General features: G+C 41.0%; 19 protein-coding genes and 1 pseudogene. 10 read left to right on the forward strand and 10 right to left on the reverse strand.

Translation table 11 applies throughout. From position 1 onward, the window contains the following. The first annotated feature begins 421 nt into the window (after window positions 1-421). Entirely contained in the window at window positions 422-1927 is a 1506-nt protein-coding gene (locus tag RMZ41_RS31235; protein ID WP_322642646.1) for a glycosyltransferase, read from the forward strand. A gap of 413 nt (window positions 1928-2340) precedes the next feature. On the opposite strand, the gene RMZ41_RS31240 is transcribed toward RMZ41_RS31235, so the two are convergent. Together RMZ41_RS31240 and RMZ41_RS31245 are read right to left on the reverse strand one after the other, a co-directional pair. Next, window positions 2341-2649, reverse strand: a complete 309-nt coding sequence (locus RMZ41_RS31240; RefSeq protein WP_322642645.1) for a hypothetical protein — start codon at window positions 2647-2649, stop codon at window positions 2341-2343. 146 nt (window positions 2650-2795) lie between these two features. After that, window positions 2796-2933 carry a hypothetical protein gene (locus RMZ41_RS31245; protein WP_409876289.1) on the reverse strand — a complete coding sequence of 46 codons (138 nt, stop codon included), beginning with the start codon at window positions 2931-2933 and terminating at the stop codon, window positions 2796-2798. On the opposite strand from RMZ41_RS31245, the gene RMZ41_RS31250 reads away from it, so the two are divergent. Further along, window positions 2915-3220 (forward strand): hypothetical protein, encoded by a 306-nt coding sequence (locus tag RMZ41_RS31250; protein ID WP_322642644.1) that lies wholly within the window; start codon window positions 2915-2917, stop codon window positions 3218-3220. The genes RMZ41_RS31245 and RMZ41_RS31250 overlap by 19 nt on opposite strands. Window positions 3221-3269: 49 nt before the next feature. On the opposite strand, the gene RMZ41_RS31255 is transcribed toward RMZ41_RS31250, so the two are convergent. Together RMZ41_RS31255 and RMZ41_RS31260 are read right to left on the reverse strand one after the other, a co-directional pair. After that, window positions 3270-3530, reverse strand: coding sequence for a hypothetical protein (locus RMZ41_RS31255; RefSeq protein ID WP_322642643.1), 261 nt, complete (start codon window positions 3528-3530; stop codon window positions 3270-3272). Between the two features lie 352 nt (window positions 3531-3882). Then, entirely contained in the window at window positions 3883-4062 is a 180-nt protein-coding gene (locus RMZ41_RS31260; protein WP_322642642.1) for a hypothetical protein, read from the reverse strand. A 91-nt stretch (window positions 4063-4153) separates the two neighbouring features. Between RMZ41_RS31260 and RMZ41_RS31265 the strand changes: the two genes are divergently transcribed. Continuing rightward, a complete protein-coding gene (locus RMZ41_RS31265; protein ID WP_322642641.1) occupies window positions 4154-5002 on the forward strand; it encodes an acyl-CoA desaturase in 849 nt (282 codons plus the stop codon). Between the two features lie 97 nt (window positions 5003-5099). Here RMZ41_RS31265 and RMZ41_RS31270 read toward each other — a convergent pair whose 3' ends face one another. The 3 genes from RMZ41_RS31270 to RMZ41_RS31280 all read right to left on the reverse strand — a co-directional run bounded on the left by RMZ41_RS31270 (window position 5100) and on the right by RMZ41_RS31280 (window position 8812). Next, on the reverse strand, window positions 5100-6233 hold the full coding sequence (locus RMZ41_RS31270; protein WP_322642640.1) for an SAM-dependent methyltransferase: 1134 nt from the start codon (window positions 6231-6233) through the stop codon (window positions 5100-5102). Window positions 6234-6511: 278 nt separating this feature from the next. Beyond that, window positions 6512-7378 carry a calcium-binding protein gene (locus RMZ41_RS31275; protein WP_322642639.1) on the reverse strand — a complete coding sequence of 289 codons (867 nt, stop codon included), beginning with the start codon at window positions 7376-7378 and terminating at the stop codon, window positions 6512-6514. A 165-nt stretch (window positions 7379-7543) separates the two neighbouring features. Beyond that, window positions 7544-8812: a glycosyltransferase family 4 protein gene (locus RMZ41_RS31280; protein ID WP_322642638.1), complete on the reverse strand. Its 1269-nt coding sequence runs from the start codon at window positions 8810-8812 to the stop codon at window positions 7544-7546. Window positions 8813-8963: 151 nt separating this feature from the next. On the opposite strand from RMZ41_RS31280, the gene RMZ41_RS31285 reads away from it, so the two are divergent. Together RMZ41_RS31285 and RMZ41_RS31290 are read left to right on the forward strand one after the other, a co-directional pair. Beyond that, entirely contained in the window at window positions 8964-9749 is a 786-nt protein-coding gene (locus RMZ41_RS31285) for a DUF429 domain-containing protein (RefSeq protein WP_322642647.1), read from the forward strand. 37 nt (window positions 9750-9786) lie between these two features. Continuing rightward, window positions 9787-10242 (forward strand): DUF29 domain-containing protein, encoded by a 456-nt coding sequence (locus tag RMZ41_RS31290; RefSeq protein WP_322642637.1) that lies wholly within the window; start codon window positions 9787-9789, stop codon window positions 10240-10242. Window positions 10243-10412: 170 nt separating this feature from the next. Here the strand turns inward: RMZ41_RS31290 and glgP are convergent, their stop codons facing one another. The 3 genes from glgP to RMZ41_RS31305 all read right to left on the reverse strand — a co-directional run bounded on the left by glgP (window position 10413) and on the right by RMZ41_RS31305 (window position 14299). Beyond that, complete coding sequence (glgP, locus tag RMZ41_RS31295; RefSeq protein ID WP_322642636.1) at window positions 10413-12977, reverse strand: alpha-glucan family phosphorylase; 2565 nt, start codon at window positions 12975-12977, stop codon at window positions 10413-10415. 591 nt (window positions 12978-13568) lie between these two features. Continuing rightward, complete coding sequence (locus tag RMZ41_RS31300) at window positions 13569-13892, reverse strand: hypothetical protein (protein WP_322642635.1); 324 nt, start codon at window positions 13890-13892, stop codon at window positions 13569-13571. A 245-nt stretch (window positions 13893-14137) separates the two neighbouring features. Beyond that, a complete protein-coding gene (locus tag RMZ41_RS31305; protein ID WP_322642634.1) occupies window positions 14138-14299 on the reverse strand; it encodes a hypothetical protein in 162 nt (53 codons plus the stop codon). 418 nt (window positions 14300-14717) lie between these two features. Here RMZ41_RS31305 and RMZ41_RS31310 point away from each other — a divergent pair, with 418 nt between their 5' ends. The 5 genes and pseudogenes from RMZ41_RS31310 to RMZ41_RS31330 form a co-directional block, all read left to right on the forward strand. Next, window positions 14718-14882 carry a hypothetical protein gene (locus RMZ41_RS31310; protein ID WP_159402498.1) on the forward strand — a complete coding sequence of 55 codons (165 nt, stop codon included), beginning with the start codon at window positions 14718-14720 and terminating at the stop codon, window positions 14880-14882. Between the two features lie 653 nt (window positions 14883-15535). Beyond that, window positions 15536-16237 carry an acyltransferase gene (locus RMZ41_RS31315; RefSeq protein WP_322642633.1) on the forward strand — a complete coding sequence of 234 codons (702 nt, stop codon included), beginning with the start codon at window positions 15536-15538 and terminating at the stop codon, window positions 16235-16237. Between the two features lie 352 nt (window positions 16238-16589). Then, window positions 16590-16706 carry a photosystem II reaction center protein I gene (locus RMZ41_RS31320; protein WP_041566417.1) on the forward strand — a complete coding sequence of 39 codons (117 nt, stop codon included), beginning with the start codon at window positions 16590-16592 and terminating at the stop codon, window positions 16704-16706. Between the two features lie 136 nt (window positions 16707-16842). Then, a complete protein-coding gene (locus RMZ41_RS31325) occupies window positions 16843-19767 on the forward strand; it encodes a DUF3769 domain-containing protein (protein ID WP_322642632.1) in 2925 nt (974 codons plus the stop codon). Between the two features lie 438 nt (window positions 19768-20205). Further along, window positions 20206-20733: pseudogene (locus tag RMZ41_RS31330) on the forward strand (FMN-dependent NADH-azoreductase); the annotation flags it as partial. Window positions 20734-20806 lie beyond the last annotated feature (73 nt).

Below are 20806 nucleotides of genomic sequence, written 5' to 3' on the forward strand. Positions count from 1 at the left end.
AAGGGGGGAACCATGAATTTTCAATCCGTTATATCTCTGTTGCATCAGTTCTGGAGCGAGCGCGGTTGTCTCATCGCAATGAGTGAAGCTCCTATCTATGCTGTTATAACTCGTGTTATTTTACGTAGTCTTGTTGTCTAAAGATTTACTTTATAAATGGTTTATTAGCATTTATGTCATCCGATATATGTGCATGAGGCGTAGTAGCGATTAACTTAAACATTAGGAAAAGACGCGAATTACCTGGGTTTAGGTTAAAGGGAACTCATAAAACCCCTTTGACTTATTTTTGAATATTATGTAAAGCCTCACTGCCTGCGTTTCTTAGTCTTAGAAGTTTTTAACAAGCTCACTAAGCTACTATGCTGCCGTCTTCAGGCAAAAATTTTTAGTAGAAATCAACCTGTATTAGGAAGTGGCGATGCACATTGGATTTCTCAACCCTCAAGGCAATTTTGATTCAGGCAATAGTCACATAACGAAACACCCAGATTTTGGGGGTCAGTTGATCTATGTTAAGCAAGTCGCCATAGCTATAGCTCAAAAGGGACACAAAGTTGATATTCTTACTCGTCAAATCATTGACCCGGAATGGCCAGAGTTTGCCCAAGTGTTTGACACTTATCCAGGGATCGATAATGTCCGCATTATCCGTTTACCAGCCGGGCCAAAAGAATTTCTTTCTAAAGAGTTGTTATGGCCTCATTTGGTTACTGATTGGGTACCTAACATCTTAAAATTTTATCAACAACAAGGTGGCTTACCTGATGCTATGACTGCTCACTACGGCGATGGAGGACTGTGTGGGGTTCTAATTGAAGAGGAGACAGGTATACCTTTTACCTTTACTGCTCATTCTCTGGGTGCGCAAAAGATGGACAAACTGGAAGTGACCCCAAAAAATCTCACAGAAATAGACGAGCAATTCCATTTCAAATATCGCATTTTAGCCGAACGCCTGAGCATGAATCGCTCGGCCGTTAATATCACCAGTACACGACAAGAACGCTTTGAACAGTATTCTCATCAAGTCTATCGTGGTGCAGTGGATGTAGACAACGATAATTGCTTTGCAGTGATTCCACCAGGAGCAGATTTCTCAATTTTCGGTGCAAAGGCACATTCCGAAAATCAGGAGGCTATCGAAGAACTCATTCAGGAGCGATTGGCACGGGACATTGCAGAGCCACGTCGAGATTTGCCGGTTATCCTAGCATCCAGTCGATTAGAGCTTAAAAAAAACATATTAGGGCTAGTGCAAGCCTTCGCAATAAGTCCAACACTTCAGGAACGAGCTAACTTGATGCTAATTACAGGGGGGTTGGACGATCCTTTACGAGAGGAGGTTAGTGACAGTATGGCTGAAGAGGTATTAGTTCCGATTCGAGAGGTGGTCAAAGAAAATGATTTGTGGGGCAAGATCGCTGCATTTGGCTTGTCAGATCAGTCTCAAGAGTCACTAGCAGCAGCCTATCGGTTTATGGTTAAGCGCCGCTCGATATTTGCATTGACTGCACTCTACGAACCCTTTGGGCTTGCTCCCTTAGAAGCAGCTGTTGCAGGTTTACCAGTGGTAGCAACTAAGAACGGTGGCCCTAGCGAGAGCTTGCGAGATGGAAATAAGGAATATGGTGTACTTGTTAATCCAGAAGATCCTGCTGATATTGCACGAGGCTTGGAGCGGTTACTATGTGATATCCACGAGTGGAAGTATTTTGCCCAAGCTGGTCAACAACGAGTTCTGAAAACGTACACTTGGGAATCTACTGCCGAAAACTACCTGACTTTGCTTGAGCAGATTTTGTCTTCACCAGAAGCTAGTTATGGAGTAGAACTCCTTCCCATCCATCCCTACTTTCGTAATCCAGAATTGCAGACCGATGTTTTTTTGGAAGAATTGAGCGACCTCTACTTTGGAGCTAACTAAAGGTTACTAATAAAGTAAGTATAGCTTTTGAAGAAGCTTCAGGTAGGCATCCCAAACTAGCCATCTCAGGTATGAGCAGCCAACACAAAACGTGATGAGTGATTCGGCAAATTACTGGTTTTGCTCCATCAATGCAATTGCTCAATTGTTCACCACTGATTATGATGTGCAGTTAAATAATTGTTATTGTGAGTGGAACGAAGCAATTCCAAAAGCCTTGCCATTGCTTTATTCCACTTGTAATGAAATATCACAAGTAATTTGGCGGACATGATATGACTACTATACGGCAGTATGTCGAGGATTATCAAGAGTTTGACTGGTATTATCGCTCAGGGCGAACATCTTTAAACCTAAATAAGCGATCGCATTATTCATCAGATGTCATTGTATCAATAGTGAGTATTCCAAATTTACAAGTTAGTGGGGAAATCTCTACAGAAGTTTTTTTGCCATAAGTAACGCCCATCTGATGGTAATAGGGGATACCCAATTGGCACAGGGATAGGTCTTGAAAACTTTGCCCAATTAAAAGTAATACCAGATGGCAAGCCATTAGCACGAAAGCCACAGGGAAGAGGGATCGCACACAAGTCTATCAAGTTGACAAAATTGGTATAGTAGCCCAGGTTGGTGTTGAGGGCGATCGCATCAGCTTCTACTTCCGCTTTGGTGTAGATAGTCCCCGTGGTAGGCAATACTATAATATTTACTTTTGTCACTGTTGTGCAGCTTGTTGTTTTAGTGCTTCTAAAGCGTAAAAACTCTTGAAAGTATCTACTGCTGTGTAGCGCAAACCATTGTTAATAATTTGGCGGACAATGGGATGAATAGCATCAGCTTGAGTTTCAAAGAAAGATTGAATGAACTATTGGGTATCCATATCATAGATAAACTCAACTGTACCAGCCGATTGATAACTAATTCTCTGACCAAGTTTAACGGCAGACTCATACAAGCGCTGCCGCAAAATATCAGTAATACTTAGTGCAGGGGCTTCTTCAATTACTTTTTGATTGCGCCGTTGCGTTGAGCGATCGCATTATCTGGAAATCTACCCCAAGAACTAAAGGATTTATTTATTTATTAAAATATAAAATAAACTTGTATCCATGTTTTGAGTATCACAGGCTAAGTTTTGATGAAGAAAAATTGAGTCCTTTAATGGGAGATAAACAGGGTGGCTATATAGTCGAGCGATCGCAGTTGAGAGAATCTAGAATGTTCAAAGCCGATGGGAGAATAAGGCAATGGTACAAAAAAGCTTTTTACTACGAGTATCTCTACTATTGACTATGCGTTATTTAGTGGGTACTCACATTTGCCTAGAATGGCAGTAATTTCAGGATTTATCTCGTGAATCGTCACCAATAAACAATCTTTTTTTACTCCGCTTCAACTGTTTCCAAAGTGCTTTAATTTGTTTGTAAGCATCTTCTGGCTCAAGCTTTCCAGATGTTTCTAGGCTGGCAATATAGCCAACTCTGTGAGCAAATTCTTGAAGGTTGGCATTAAATACTAAATTCTCTGGCTTAACTTGACCGTAATAGCGACTACGAGGGTAAATAAATTTGTTTTTGTCGTCAAGATTAGGCTCATCCATTACTTCACTCCTAATTAAGTGATTTTTAGCAACGAAAATCACAACAAAGATCGCTTCAATGAAGAAATTGCCGCAATTATTATTGTTGAACTATGAGTGAATCTAAAAGGGAACACAAACTAAAGTATACAGCAACTAGCTACTTATTAACTGTGGATATAGTAAAGCTTTTTAAGCTATATAGGACTCCTACTTGATTTTTGAACAAAACTCAGTACAGTTTTATTCTTTCTTTGCTGTCCCTCGTTCCCTGTTAAGAGTTCCGTCTCCATACAAGTGATTCATAAATCACATTGGATTCCTATAGCTATCTAAGTATTACTGAAGTTTCCTCGCCTCATATAAATAGTCTTCATAGTCTAACTTTAGTGCTAGAGCTTTTCTCACACTGGTTTTTTGCCGCAGCTTGTCTTTGAAGTTGCTTTTCATAGAATATGAAGCGAATTGTGCCAAGATATCTCTGTGGTGTTAATACTGGCAACGGTAGACACCCACCGTTGCCAGTATTAACTACGGCAAGGATGTGATGCATTTCTATTTTGAAGTTTAAGGACGTTAGAAGACTAATGAAACAGTACTCTCATCTGACGATTATTTCTTACATAGTAGGCCCTACTTTGATCGTGGTGAGTCATTTAGGATCGCTACTAATTATTTCTACTGGCTTATCGTGGGGTGCTGTTTTGTGGGCCGTATGGTTATATGTAATACGAATGCTTGCAACTACTGGTATCTACCATAGACTACTCACCCACAAGAGCTACCAGGCTCCAACCTTAATTCTCTGCGTTGGCAGTATCGTGGCCGCTTCATCTGGACAGATGGGGCCAAGTTGGTGGAAAGCTCACCACATGACCCATCATCAATACTCAGACCAAGAACAAGATCCTCACTCTCCTTATATGCCTTTCAAGGGGATCAAAGGATTCTGGTGGTCTCAAGCTGGATGGCTATTCTCCCCACAGTTTTTTCCCTCGAAACTTCCCACGGATGTTGAGAGTAATATAGTTTTGAAGATTATTGACCGCTTGCACTTCATTCCCACCCTTGCTCTCGCTACGCTCTCATACTACATCGGTGGAACGGAATATCTCGGCGCTTTTTTTCTTAGCACAACTGTCCTTTTCCACGGTGTCGCTACCGTCAACTCACTCAGCCACATCTTGGGCAAACAACCATTCACAACCAACGACCACAGTCGGAACTCTTGGCTTGTCGCATTTCTAACTTTGGGTGAAGGCTGGCATAATCTTCATCATGCATTTCAGTCGTCAGCCCGACATGGCATAACCGTGAGAGAGGGCCTGGTTGCTTATCTTCCAGATCCAACATTTTGGTTCATCAGAATGCTTGAATTCCTGAAGCTAGCGTCAAAAGTTAGAGTCCCTTCCGAAACAGAACTTCTTGCCCGCGCCAAAAACCGTAACTGTCAGAACTTAGTGTTCAAGGCTGAGGCAAAGACATCTGTCTGAATATTTGGGTTGGTAAATTGGTCAAACTAAACGATGGGGAATGTAATTAACACTTACGTTGTTCAATCCTAGCAGGAGAAACTCTAACTTTGTCCGGTTAAGAATGAACCATCAAAAATTGACCATTGCCATTATATTCTCCATCACAACTAGCAAAATTGCGAATAAACCATATCAAATAAAACCTCCATATCCGGCGAAACTTGGCATAATCCATGCCATAGTTTAATGTTTTTATTGTTGCCTGATTGTCGTCAAAATTTCGTAACCAGTTAGTTAGTGTTTTAGAGTAATTAAAGCCATTAAGATACCATTGTTTAATTGTTTTGAGGTCTTGATGATGGCTAGGAACAGCATTGTAATTCCAGTAGCGACCGTGTGGAAAAATATATTTGTGGGTGTAAACGCTAGACATATTGTTAGGAATACGGACTGTGATGATATGAATAAAAACTTTGCCATCATCCTTGAGAAACGAAGCTAATTTTTTAAAGGCTGCCGTTAAGTTACCAATATGACAAAAAACACCTATTGAGAGGATTTTATCAAACTTTGTCTCGAAACTTGCATTATTCAAATCACCTTCATATAGGGTAAACCGATCTGAACTGAGATAACTCTCAGGATCTTGCATTTTGTGGCGTATATACTCACATTGCTCGTGGCTCAAATTAAGACCCGTAAATTTAACATTGGGGAACTTAGAAAGAATGTAATTAGGAACACATCCCCACCCACACCCAAAGTCTAAGATATGATCTCCGTCCTTGATGTCTAGCTTTTCAATCACATCATCAATCATTTGCATTTGGGATTGCTCAAGGTTTAATGCTCCTTTTTCCCACAATCCCATGCTGTACTTAGGATAAATCAGTTTCCCATCCCCCAACATAGTATTGAGCATGGCTTGAGGCAAGTCGTACTGAATTTTCATTAGTTCCCGCGATCCTTCTGCGAGATGATCGGTTTCTTTTAATACCCATTCATAAGGTGCTAAGAGGGACGGGAAATACTGAAAAAAAATCGGCATACAAGTATCGAAAAGCGATTCAAGTATTGGATCAGGAACTTCTAATCCGTTGATATAAGCCTCTGCTATTGCCATTTGCACTGTGTTGACTACCTCAACTGCTCCACGAGTTGCTTGGTATGCTAATGGACTCTTGATATTTATATCTCCCACAATTGGGATATACTTTTCTATTTCTTGCAGCAGAGTATCAGCAGTCATAGCCATAACTCCTAAAACTATTTAAATAACGCTACATGAGTATAATAATTAGATTTTTTTGGTTTGATAATACTCAAATGTTAAAACTTGTAACCTAAATTTAGGAATATTTTTATATATACAATACGATATCTAGCCAAGACACGATCCGATTGGCTAAATATTTCTTAATGGTTGTAGCTGAAATATCATATATTATATTTTTCTTTATATTTTTGGAACTATTACGTCTGTTAACTTGTATCCAATAAAATTATAACCAAACTCTTAAATTCCATTTATCCTTCGGCTAAACCCACTTGTCCTCCAATTAGCCCCAAGAACCCAGTTCCAAAGTGCTGAATTTCCAAAAAGCTTGCTTGTTCAGGTGAGGTTTTATAAATCCGAAATGTCTTCATAATTCCCAAGGTGGCGGCACTTTCTAGAGGCCCGACAAAGCTAATATTGCGGTCGAGAAAATATGTTTTATTAGCCCATTGATTCATCTGATTTGCATTCAAAAAGTAGCATCCGGAATGAGGATTGAGGGCACGACGAAAAGTAATTGGTGCATTCATTATTGTACCCTTTAGTTCTTGTTGCTCCTGCACATTTTGAAAGGGGGCAGTTACTCTAAAAGCCAAATCCCCATCAATGTAAGCTTTGTGAACCAAACCCTGGGGAGAAACTTCATAACGATTTGGCTGGAGCAAATTTAAATCACCCGCTTGCTGGGTAAACCAGTTTAATTTTATAAAAAACCAAGGGTCATAGATAATTAGATCGTCTTCAAGGAAGCAATAGTAATCATACTGGCCGAGACAGCTTTGCAGAATAGCTTGACACTCAAACCCCAAAAGTAGAGGTTCTACATTAGTAGAATGATGCTTATATAAATGTGATGGTAAGGGAAGCAGATTTAGAAGATGATGATCTTTAGTTGTACAAATAACAATATCTAGTTCGTGCGATTGGGGTTGGTTAGCTGGGAAAGCGATTCGTTGAGCAATGTTAATAATCCTTTGAGATTTGCCAAATAACTCGTGTAAGGTGCTAAGGCTTTTAGTTAACGCCTGTAAGCGGGGTTGTGGGTCTTTGCGTTGGGAAGCATGACTACCCTCATTGCTAGGTTTAAAGAAATGGGCAATAGTAAAAAGAATTCGCATTTTAAATATTACTTTTATATTTTTCTGTTATTTATCATTTGTCATTTGTTATTGACCCATAGCTAATAATTAATATACTTTTTATAAAATTTGTTCTTTTTAGGCTTTTATTTGCACCTTTGCTTGAGGTAAAAAATATTTATGCGAGAGGCTAATGACTAATAACTAATAACTTTTGCCAAATCCTTTAGAAACTGAGGGCTTTTTCAAAGTCTCAGAATTTTTACCAGCAAACATCCATTGCAAATGCTGTGGTAACAGTTTGGCTAAATCATAACGCTTTAGAATTGTCTCTCGCGCATTTGCCCGAATTGCTTTCATTTCCTGGGGATTATTTAGCGCCTCTTCAACCCGATTAGCTATATCCTGGGGAGAAAAGAAATCTACTAACAGTCCATTTACCCCATCCTTTACCACTTCCAATACTGGCGAAGTTTTAGAGGCTATTAACAAACATCCTGCTGCCATTACTTCTAACATTGACCAGGATAAAACAAAAGGACGGGTTAAATAAATATGAGCAGAAGAAGCTTGTAAAACCTGAAGATACTCATTGTAAGGTAGTCTATCTGTGAAGTGCAGCCTCGATAAATCTAAAGATGATTCTAATTTTTCTAACATTAATTTTTTATAGGTCTGGCCATCGGGGAGATTCTTCCCATAAGCCACCCGATCTTCTCCTACAACTACTACATGGCATTTAGGTCTTCGCTGCTGAATTAGCGCTACCGTTTCCATAAACTGTGGAAATCCTCTATAAGGTTCCATCCCTCTTCCCACATAAGTTACTAACTCTTCAACGTGGGAAAGGTCAAGATTTATTCTTGGTAAAACTAATTTTGAGTCTGGTTTGGGAACAAAATATTTAGTATCAACACCGTCATGAAGGACAGTGAGTTTGCTATGATATTCTTTGGGAAACTGCTGACGCTGCCAATTTGTTGGAGAAAGACCGCGATCGCAGCTATATAAATCAGTCAAAATCGGCGTATTTTTTACGCGGATACGGCATTCATCATCAGCATTGAGTGGTTCATTAGGATCAAAGTCTGCATCTGAACCGTGAGCGTGATAAAACCACTCGAAATAACACAATAATTCTGCTTTGGGGAAAACATCTTTCATAAATAAAGTCGGCCCCCAACCAGAATGACCATAAACAATATCTGGAACGAAACCCTCAGCTTTTAATTTCTCGGACACACGATAGACAGCCTGCGCGGTAAGAACAGCACTTTCCAGGCTGCGAACATAATGGTGGGTTTGGGGAGCCACTTCACGAGAAGGAGTATAAATAGCTTTATAAACGCCAGGTATTTCCCCTTCACGACGGTTTGTTCCAAAGACGACTTTGTAATTAGGATCTTTACCTAAAACTATCGCTAGGTTGCGAAATTGCGAGGGGAAATTGGGATGTAAAAATAAGATTTTCATTGGAATAATCTTGATTAATTTATTGTGAGATAAAATAAATTAAAACAATCTTTTTAAGATTATAAGATTATTTTTCAGGATTTTTAGCAAGTAAATTTAGGTAAATGGTTGCCCGTAAATGCGAAAATAAGTGCATATTCGTGTTATTGCAATGAAATTTATTGGTATTGATTTAGGCTGGCGATCGCAACCAAGCGGACTATGCTGTTTAGAATGGATAGATGGACAACTGCAACTACTCGATCTCGACCGCAAAGAAGCCATTGCAGACATCCTCACCTGGATCGATCAAAGCGTCCAACCAGAGGAACCAGCCATCATCGCCGTAGATGCACCTACCCTCATACCCAACGCTACCGGGAGTCGCCTCCCAGATAAACTTAGTCACAAATACTTTGGCAAATATCATGCGGGGTGCTACCCAGCTAATCAAAACTTACCCTTCGCCGCTCGCACCATCAACTTTGGCTTAGAATTAGAATCACGCGGTTTTGCCCACGCACCCACAATTGAACCGCAAAAACTCAGCAGATATCAAATAGAAGTCTTTCCCCACCCAGCAATCGTTAACCTATTCAACCTAGAACGCATCCTCAAATACAAAAAAGGAAAACTCAGCGATCGCCGCCTAGAACTAATCAAACTCCAAAACTATCTTCTCAATATCCTCCCCTCCTTTTCTCCTCCTCTGCGTTGCGCCAGGTGCTACAACGGGGGGAACCCCCGCAACGCACTGGCTTCTCTGCGCCTCTGCGGTTCGTTTCCTTCTGAAATCCCCACTACAGGCACAGCCCTGAAAGCAACCGAAGATAAACTAGATAGCTTAATTTGCGCTTATGTTGCTGCATACTGGTGGTATTGGGGAGAAGAACGTAACTTAGTACTTGGCGATCGCACCACAGGCTACATTATCATTCCCCAAAGAATATTAGCCTAAAATTGTAATATTGTAAGATTTAACTCAAGGAGTTCTTATGCAAAGAGTTAGTTCTAATTTGAGTTTAAAACAACTTTATGAAGTTGACGAACACCTCTGGTTAGAGGAAACAATCAAGTTATTAAAAACTAACAATTTAGAAGAATTAGATTTAGAAAACTTAATTGAGGAGCTAGAAAATTTGGGTCGTAGAGACAAAGCCAAGGTTGCTAGTTTGTTAGAACAAGTTATTAGACATCTTTTATTGCTGCAATATTGGGCAAAGGAATCTCAATATAATTCTGGACATTGGAAAGCAGAAATTAGAAGTTTTAGGAATCAATTAAAACGTCAGCTAACAACGAACTTATATCAATACTTAGAAAATGAGTTAGCATCAATTTATGATGATGCTTTAGGATATGTAATTGATAAAACTGAGGGAAAACTTGATAATTTACCTCAATCTTGTATTTACACCTTAGAACAGCTATTAGATATTAATTATCTATAGCAACAGCCTTGGTGGTTAAGACATCAACAGATGATGAAACTTAGACACAAAAAGACTTTTCACCCAGTCCCCAGTCCCTTGCTATACGTGAAAACTCGTAACAAAAAAGGCGTTGCTAAACTTAAATCAGCAACACCTAATTTTGAGTATTTAATAAATACTCAGCAATCTTATTCTGCCCAAGCAATTAACCTTGGTTCGTAAGGAGTAGCCAGGTTTTGATTTTTCGGCAATACACGCAAAGACAAGCCCTGTAAACCAGAAGCGGTATAAGTGATATTACCCGTGTAAATGCTTAATTGCTGTGAATCCTCACCTTGGTAATCCATCACCACTGTTACAGCGTTGACAATATCACCATTGGCATCGATCGCACCTTGATATAGTTCCACCTGCACATCATGATTCGTTAAGGTTGCTAAGTCAACTTTAGCTTTGACAGCAACGGTTTGGTTAACCTCAATGTCTGAAGCTGCCGATACGTCAACATCTTTGATTCTGATGTTGAACCAGTGTTCGCCCAATTTTTCTTTCCAAGCAGCGAGTTCTTTAGCTGGGGCATAGTTATCAACAGTCAGGGTATGATAGCGATCGCTAGCCGGGAAATAAGCCCTCGCAGCATATTCTCCTACCATCCGCGCTGTATTAAAGAAAGGACAATTCAACCGAATTGCATCCTTCATTTTGGCAACCCACGGACGTGGTAAGCCATCAGTATCCCGATGGTCGTAAAATAGGGGTACAACATCCTTCTCTAATAACTCGTAGAGAGCATTTGCTTCTACTTCATCCTGGTAGTTAGGATCTTCGTAATTCTCTCCATGTCCAATCGCCCACCCCGTGCGGACGTAATCAGCTTCATCCCACCAACCGTCTAGTACGCTTAAATTTGGCAAGCCATTCATTGCCGCTTTCATACCGCTAGTACCAGAGGCTTCCCGTGGACGACGCGGTGTATTTAACCAGATATCGCAACCCGCAACCATCAACCGGGATATGTGAATGTCGTAATTGGGAACGAACACAACCTGTTTTTCTAAATGTTGTTCGCGGATAAAGTGATTGATCTCGCGGATCAGTTCTTTACCGGGAATATCCTTTGGATGTGCCTTACCAGCAATCACGAATTGCACTTTCCGGTCTTTATTGCCTAGCAAAAGCCGCTTAATCCGATCCAGATCGCGCATCCACAGGGTGGCGCGTTTGTAGGTGGCAAAGCGACGGGCAAAGCCAATGGTGAAAGCGTAAGGATCTAAAACTTCTTGCGCCTGGGAAATTTCGGAGGCGGAAGCGCCGCGATCGGTTAAATGCTTGACCAAATGCTCCCGCACATACAAAATCATATCTAAGCGGCAGCGTTCGTGATTGCGCCACAATTCCTCATCAGGTATAGCTTCCATCCGATCCCACAATGGGCTATCTGGTGGTGCTGATGACCAATTTGGGCCGAGGTAGCGATCGTACAATTCTTGAGTTGATTTTGCCACACAACTGCGAGCATGGACACCGTTGGTAATTGCTGCGATCGGTACTTCTTCTACTGGCACTTTCTGCCACAAGCCCTGGAACATTTGCCGCGACACTACGCCGTGTAGTTGTGCCACACCGTTAGAAAATGTTGCCATTTTCAGCGCCAGCACCGCCATACTAAAAGGCCCAGATAAATCGCCTGTATTCTCGCGCCCTAATCCTAAAAATTGCTCTTTGGGCAACCCAAATATCTCTGCGTAATACCCCAGGTAATACAGCATTTTGTCGGGAGAGAACAAGTCAATTCCCGCTGGGACTGGTGTATGGGTAGTAAAGATATTACTAGAAGCCACTACCTGTTTAGCTTGGATATAATTGAGTCCTTCTTCCTGAATCAGCAAGCGGATACGTTCTAGGGCAGAGAAGGCAGCGTGTCCTTCATTCATGTGGTAGGCGGTGACTTTCAGCCCCAAAGCTTTGAGCATTTGCACACCACCGATCCCCAGCATGATTTCCTGGTGGATACGCATATCAATGTCGCCACCGTACAGTTGATCTGTAATGTCGTGGTCGTAAGTGTTGTTGGGTTCAATATTGGTATCCATCAGATACAGAGGAACCGTTCCCACCTGTACGCGCCAAACCCTGGCATACACCTTGCGTCCTGGATAATCCACCGCAATCCGCAGTTCTGAACCATCGGCATTGCGCTCTAGATGCAAGGGCATATTATAAAAATCGTTGAGCAGATAGCGTTCTTGTTGCCAGCCATCAGCATTGAGATACTGGGCAAAGTAGCCTTGCTGATACAGCAAACCTACACCGACAAGCGGTAGCCCCAAGTCACTAGCAGATTTGAGGTGATCCCCCGCTAGAACGCCCAAGCCCCCAGAATAAACGGGTAAACAATCAACAAGTCCAAATTCCGCCGAAAAATAGGCGTAGCACTCTTTTGGTTTATCTTCCCGTTGTTTTTGATACCAAGTGCGCTCTTGTAAATAATCGTCTAACTGACGGTCAGCCCGATCCATTTGCGCGAGAAAGCCTTCATCTTCGACAACTTCCAAAAGCCGCGATTGAGAGATAGTACCGAGCATTAACACCGGGTTATGATGGCTAGACTCCCACAAGTCAGAGTCTAAGCGACGAAATACATCTTTACTCTCAACGTTCCAATCCCAGTGCAAGTTATACGATAGCCGACGCAGTGGTTCGAGTCGCGGTGGTAGTGAAGGGGATACGTTAAATGTGCGAATTGGCTGCATAAGTTGGCAAAACTCCAAGGTTAGTTATGGTTATTGTTTACTGTCTTTACCAATGTTGCCAATTCTTTATACTGTAGTTTGTGAAGAAGCGATGACTTTGTTAAGCATTGAGAATTCTTTTTAACATCTTTGCTAAAGTTTACACCAAGGTGTTTTTAATTCTATGCGTTACTCTCAGCCATGTACTTGGTATATTAAGATTTAATCATTGAGTGGCATATATCACTTAAAAAAATCTAGTTTTGAATAAATAATTTATATTTATTTTAGTATTGCTTGCGGGGATCAGTTCTATGGTCTTGGCTAAGGGTGAAAATTCCTCATAGCTGTTGCCATAAAAGTTAAATTTTTAATTATTTTTTAATAAAATTACGCTGGCGAATAAACACTTGTGATTCTTAGGTTAAGGTGAGTTCCAGGAGATGGGATACTAGATAACCTATGTAGACATCACTTGTAATTTGAGTGTATAAAATTTATACCAAGCAGTTAACCAGGAAAAGCGATGCCTGTGGCGGGCGATGCTTACACTAACTACTTGGTATAATTTTTGATACTAAATCAGGAAAATAACTATATTAGCGTGTTATTCTACGCGCCTAGCGAAGGCTGATCTTTGGTATTTTTTGTCATTGACAAAGCTACGGCCGCTGCATAAGCAATTTCCGCTGCCATTTGATAAGCAAGTTTGATACTCGATGAAGCGTCCTTGGCTTTAGGAGAAAGGGAAGCTTTTTTTCGGCGTGACTCTTGTTTTACATCGCCTGCTGCAATAGCTCGCTGTAAAATGATCCAGGCATCTAGGTCTTCTGAGTCATAATTACTTTGAAGTTGCGATCGCAGTTGATCTTCGGCTACAACACTCAGATAGCCGATAGCTAGAGCTTCTTGGGCAATTTCTTTAATTAAAGCCATAATTTGAACCAAGTGTGTGAGTTAAAACCGATACCTCAATGCGGAAATTAAATGTCGTTTTGTGAATTTCTCCTAAAAACTAAGCTACGTTTTAGCTTTTCTTTAATAAAATTTATAATGAGTAGTACCAAGCACGCATCACCCGCTTGGCTCACCCGAATGGGTGATTTACAGATTATTTAAATACAAGTAATTAGAAAAAATAAATAGGAGTCAGAATACTCCACCCATGAAGGAATGGAGTTTCAAGGCGAGAATATTTTAATTCTTTTCGCGCCACTTGCAGGCGTTAGCGTGTAGCGGGGTGTTCGCGGTAGCGTCTCGTAGAAAAGATCGGTTTTAAACCAATATTCAGACGCTCGTGAACTCGCACTCCGCAAGCTATCAACCACTAGTAAAGAATTCATAGCTTTTTTCTGACTTCTGATTTCTGAATTATTTTTATAAATTTTGAGCTTTTGAAGGAAGAGGGTGTCACAAATATAGTAGTAATACCCAATCATTAAATTATCAGACTTACGCAAAACTACACACGCTCAATGTCAATTTATGTAGTTGCTTCGCATTTATTCTACAATTTATCCAATGAAATACCGCAAAAACATGTTTTCTACATGAATAAAGCGCAACTTCAAATAGACTTGATATAAGTGTATAAAATTATTCAAAATTAGCGATCGCACCAGAAAAAAGTTATCTAATTTACAATATTTTCATCAACAAGCAATTTAAGAATCAACTTATTTATTGAGAGTGTTCCATTCAAAATAAAATGTGTTATTGTTAAAAGCAACTGTTATTAAAAACAATTCATGTAATAGAAACATGAATTTACTAGTCTGTAAATCATCCGTGTGCAACATGATTGGAGCAGCATACTCTAGAAATTCGTTGCAAGAAAGCCGTCATAGCAGTCGGGGAAGCGCTTACTTGTTTGCACCGATGGTTAACTTCAATGTGATGGCTGATGTGGGAGATAATCCACCCTAATTGGGTTTTATTGGGACAAGATTACCCAGAAAAACCCAACAATAATTACATTGTTCTGCTAGGCATAAATTTTATCCAAATTCTTGAATATAGTCTAGTTAAATGTATTTTTTGTTGCAAAATAGCTTGTGGAACTGAGTTGTTTTAAAAGACTAAAACCGCCTGAGAGTAAGTATCTTCAAGGTTTAACAACTCTATCCCTAGTTGCGTAACAAGCTTTGCAAATTTCCCAGATAACCAAAAAGTAGCCTATCTAAACCAGAAATTTATCCATCAGACAATTTAATAGTCTGACATTTGACCCTGCAATGCACTAAGGTTGTTGAATTTAATTGATTTGGTTAAAAAAGCAAAATTTTTACGTACCTTGACTGGTGCAAAATCTTTTAGCGACCCAAGCAAGACAATTTTGCATATTAATTGAGTAATTCTACACGCTTGAGTTCAAGAGTTGCTCACATAGTCAAAGTCAGAGTCTAAGTTTTCCAAATTTTGGAAAGCCATCTAAAAGTATGGATAAATTTCGGTAATCCTGCCAAAGTAATTCAATGTATTAAAAAATACATAAATTTTTGGTGCAGGCACAAGATTAGGATACAGGCGAAACAACTTTCAATCCTGTCAACAACAATTAATTGAAGAGATATGTAGCCATGCATAACGAGCAATATTTTTCAAAATTGCAGCGCGTGCAAGAACTTTTCGTGACTACTGTATTAGGGGATATTCCCACACTTTTGCTAGGGTCAAAATTGCGTAATTTAGGATATCGGAGTATTTTTTCCCAAATAGGCAGTCCAGTTTATATTCAAAATGGCGTTGAATTTAACGGTACTTCTTGTATTGAAATTGGCAGTGGAGTATATATTTTCAAGGGTGTGCGGTTGGATGCTAGAGGACACAAAAATAACAGAATTCATCTAGGAAATAGAGTAGCTATTGAGCGTAACGTTGATATAGGGTGTTTGGAAGATACGTGTATACATATTGATGAAGACACCTTTATTGCTCCCAACGTGTGTATTGAAGGGCCAGGAGACATTAAAATTGGTAAACACTGCCTAATTGCTGCCCACTCAGGCATATATGCCAATAATCATAATTTTGCCGAGCCGATGGAGCTAATTAAATACCAAGGTGTTACTCGCAAGGGAATTGTAATTGAAGATGACTGTTGGCTAGGGCATGGAGTAACAGTATTAGATGGCGTTACTATTGGCAAAGGCAGTGTTATTGGTGCAGGAGCAGTTGTCAGTAAAGATATTCCTCCTTTCTCCGTTGCTGTCGGTATACCTGCAAGAGTAATCAAAAACCGAATTGGTAAAGACCTAGCAAAAGTTAAAACTGAGAAATAGGGAATTGGGAATTGGGCATGGGGCATGGGGCATTGGGCATTGGAACCATTTCCTGTAAACTTTTTTGGGAAACCTTTGTTGTCAATCAACGTCACCAGAGTAAACAGTCAGTGAGTTATTTTTGAAGGGCATCTAAAAGTTAGACAACTGATATCTTGCACGATTCTCAATAACCGCAGGATAGGCACTGCTAGTCCCCAGTCCCCAATCCCCAGTCCCTAGTCCCCAATCCCCAGTCCCAAGAGTCCTCTAAAAAAGGGGCGAGATTTGGGTAATATAAAGTAGCTATCTTTTCTGCATGGCAGATCCTCAAAGAAAAGCTTTCTTTGTTTTACCCCTTGGAGATATTTCTATGCTGACTTTAAAAATCGCTGTTTATATTGTTGTTGCCTTCTTTGTAACTATCTTCATCTTCGGATTCTTGTCGAACGATCCTGCTCGTAACCCCGGCCGTCGGGACTTAGAGTAAAAGAGCGATAAATCATCCGCGACTTTGGAAGGCGGAAAATACTAAACGCCACGGAAACTTACTAATTTTCCCTTAGTAAGTTTCTTCCTCCAGGTAGCTTGCTGTAGGTAGCAGAAGGTGACAGCCGGAAGGCAAAATGTATAGTTTATCCTTCCGTCCGCCATTTGGCTGTTTGTTAGCCCGATTTTGCTCACTTATGCTTCATCCAGTTCTGCCACCCAATCTGCCTCCTATTCTTGAATCTGTACAACCTGTAAATCCCGCCTCATCTGCTAGTCATACAAAGTTTCTTTCAACTGTAGAAACTGGAATGCAGGAAAAGACAGACAAATCCAAGCAGTCTCAGGATTTGTCTCAGTTGGCAATTGCGGGTGACACCAAGAATAATTCGCCATTGCCAACTCCAGTAAACTCAACTCAGGATAACTTAGTAGTTCCTGAAACTCGCTCTGCACCCCATCCACCAGAAACCTTCCCACCAGAAATTTCACCCATCAAGGATGGAAGTGCTGCACTTTTGGGGCAGTCAGTGGTTGCTGGTTATCCCACGCAGGAGGTAAAAATTTCTAATGTCCAAAATAATCAAAATAATAAAGACACAAAGATAGTTCAGCGCTCAGAACTTCTGCTAAGAGCGGCGTTACGCAAACGGGAGACTCAAAAAGAAGCCACTACATTGCCGCCAAAAAAAGTTGGCGCGGAGGCAACCCTTGAGGCAAAATGTGAACCTTCTCAAACACTTGGTCAGCCATGTCTGACGGCAAGCGGCTATGCATCTACGCTAAATCTCAACTCTAGTGGTGGAGAAAAACAAACCTTTTTGGACTCTTCTAGTTTTAACTATAGAGTTTCCCCAAATCCCCTTGTCGCTCAATCTCCGCCTCTTCTTAAAATTGCCCCAACTGTCCCAAACAGTAACAAGTTAGTCGAATCCAAGGCAGAAATTTTAGCTGAGAAGTTAACCCAGCAAAAACAGCAAAGTGATATTACTGCACCACAGTCTCCAAAAGAAGACAATATCTCTGTATCTGCTGCCGATCTTGTGCCGAGTTCTCAATTACTACAAAATTTTATAAAATTCCAGTCTCGTAACCCGACAAAGGAATCCTCAACACCGATTACTGTAGAATTCAGTTCCCAAGTTCCACAACGAACTCAAGCACCAACACCACAAGCACCAGCTAGTAACCCGCCAGTTAGTACTCCGCCAGCCAGTCCAAGAGTTGTAGAAGTCACTTCAGATCGCCAAGAATATGATGAGCAACGGCGAATTATTACAGCTGTTGGACATGTAATTGTGCGATTTGATGGGGCGGTGGTGGATGCCGATCGCTTGCAAGTCAATTTGGACAACTTAATTGCTGCGGGGGAGGGCAATGTAACTTTAACACGGGGCGATCAAATACTTCGTGGACAACGCTTTACTTATAACTTTGTTCAAGATAGTGGGGAACTCCTAAATGGTAGAGGAGAAATTTATGTACCCTCAAGCCAAACAGATTTTGCTTTCTCACCCGCAGGTGTTGCTGCTGGTGGAGTGCCAAAACGTCCACCGAGCGATCGCATTAGAGCCAATCAGCCCCTTTCTGGTGTCCGCAGTCCTGGACAACTTGATGTGACATTTGGTGGTCAGTCAAATGCTAGCAACATCCCACCTCCGAAAGCAGGTGGTGCAGTCAATCGACTCAGGTTTGAAGCCGAACACATTGATTTTTATCCGCAAGGCTGGCAAGCAAAAGATGCTCGCATCACCAACGATCCTTTTTCACCTCCAGAATTAGAGTTACGCGCAGATACAGTAACTCTGACGCGAGAGGCACCCTTGGTAGACCGGATTACGACGCGGGGACAGCGTTTGGTATTGGATCAAACAATCTCTTTACCAATTCCACTGAATGAGCGGACGATTGATCGACGAGAGCGGGACGTTACACCTGCAATAGTTTCTCCCGGCTACGATGGAGATAGGCGAGGTGGTTTGTATATTGAGCGTGGCTTTCCACTGATCGATACAGAGCGGACGAGTTGGACAGTCACGCCTCAGTTGCTAGTACAGAGAGCTATAGCAGAAGGTACGAGTAACTTAGGCTCACTGTTTGCTGTCAAAACAAAGCTAAGTTCTGTTTTGAGTCCAAGAGCAGTAATTGAAGGGACTGGGGAATTAACCAGTTTTGACTTCGACAATTTGGAAAACAGTTTGCGAGTGAATTTGGGATTGCGCCAAATAGTAGGCGATCGCCTTCCCCATATCTTGAATGTGCAATATAATTACCGCGATCGCCTCTACAACGGTACTCTCGGCTATCAAACTGTCCAGAGCAGTTTTGGCGGCATTATTACCTCTCCTGTGATTCCTTTAGGAAGTGGCTTCAACCTCAACTATCAGGCAAGCGCTCAGTATATAGATGCCAATACCGATCGCCAAGACTTGCTAAAACCCATCCGAGAAAACGATCGCATTTCACTAGGTCGTTTCCAAGCTAGTGCTGACCTCAGTAAAGGGCTGTTACTATGGCGAGGAAAACCATTACTATCTACTTCTAGCCAGGGATTACGATATACAGCTAACCCTGTAGTTCCTTACTTGCAAGCGATCGCTGGAGTTACGGGCACTACTAGTTATTACAGTAATGGGGACAACCAAAGCACCCTAACTGGTAGAGTTGGCTTATTAGGGCAAATTGGTCATTTTTCTCGACCTTTTTTCGACTATACCGCCTTTAATATTATTTACTCACAAGGCTTAAACAGCGGATTATCTCCCTTTTTGTTCGATCGTTCCGTTGATAACAAAGTTTTAAGTGCTGGGATATCACAGCAAATCTACGGCCCTATTCGCTTAGGCTTTCAAACATCTATTAACTTGGATACAGGTAAAGAAACTAGCACTGACTACATTTTAGAATATAGTCGTCGCACTTATGGCATTACCTTGCGTTACAATCCAGTGTTGGAGTTAGGCGGCTTCAGCATCCGAATTAGTGATTTTAACTGGGGTGGCGGCACCGATCCATTTTCTGATGTAAAACCAGTAGTAAACGGGGTGCAACAGGATTATTAAAATAATTCGTAATTCGTAATTCGTAATTCGTAATTAAGTAATGCAACTGGGATTTCGAGTCAAAAGTCATTAGTATGAATGACTTTTGACTAAATGGGTGGGTATCCAGGATAGCCCTTAAATGAATGGAATTTCCGCAGGTTTTGGTATTTCAGAGACTGACATTAAGAAGTTAAAGAAAATTTTCCAATAGTTACTTTATGGTAACTACTTTACTTTATTGGCTAGTTACTTTTACTATCTGATGTAATACTTTGAAAGTTTAGTAGGATTTACGCCAAAGTACATGGAGTAGAGGCAATAAGTTGCGGCAATATGCTTTGCATCTATATGAATTGCCCCTAGTATAAAATCCAGGTTTGGGCTACTTTGTGCGTAAGTCCTGTTGAAAATCAAAAAACTAAAAGCAGTAAATCCTAGCTAATCGGGAGATATTTGGTGGTAAATATTCTACATATTGATTCCAGCCCCCGTGGTGAACGATCGCACTCACGAGAATTATCTAAGGAATTCGTCAGTGCTTGGAGGGCAACACATCCTGAAGATGCGATCGCTTATCGAGATTTAGGGCATCACCCAGTTCCTCACGTTGATGAAGCTTGGATTGCGGCAGCATTTTCACCACCAGAAACTCATAGCCCAGAATTAGCTGAAGCAATCAGAATTTCTGATGAACTAGTTGATGAGTTTTTGGCAGCCGATCGCTACGTCTTTGGAGTGCCAATGTACAACTTCAATATACCTTCCACTTTTAAGGCTTACATCGACCAAATCGTTCGCATTAACCGGACTGTTGCCTTAAATGCTCAAGGTTTTAAAGGGTTAGTAGAGGGTAAAAAGGCAGTTGTGATTACAGCCCGTGGTGGTGACTTTAGCCCAACCTCCCCTGCCATCGCTTATGACTTCCAAGAACCCTACCTACGGACGATTTTTGGCTTTATTGGGCTTACAGATATTCAATTTGTGCGATTCGTTGATTAGTGAATCACGGCAATCAGTCCGTACATAACTAATCCAGCCCGTCAGCAGATTACTGACA

Source organism: Nostoc sp. DedVER02 (assembly GCF_034530675.2).
GTDB lineage: Bacteria > Cyanobacteriota > Cyanobacteriia > Cyanobacteriales > Nostocaceae > Nostoc.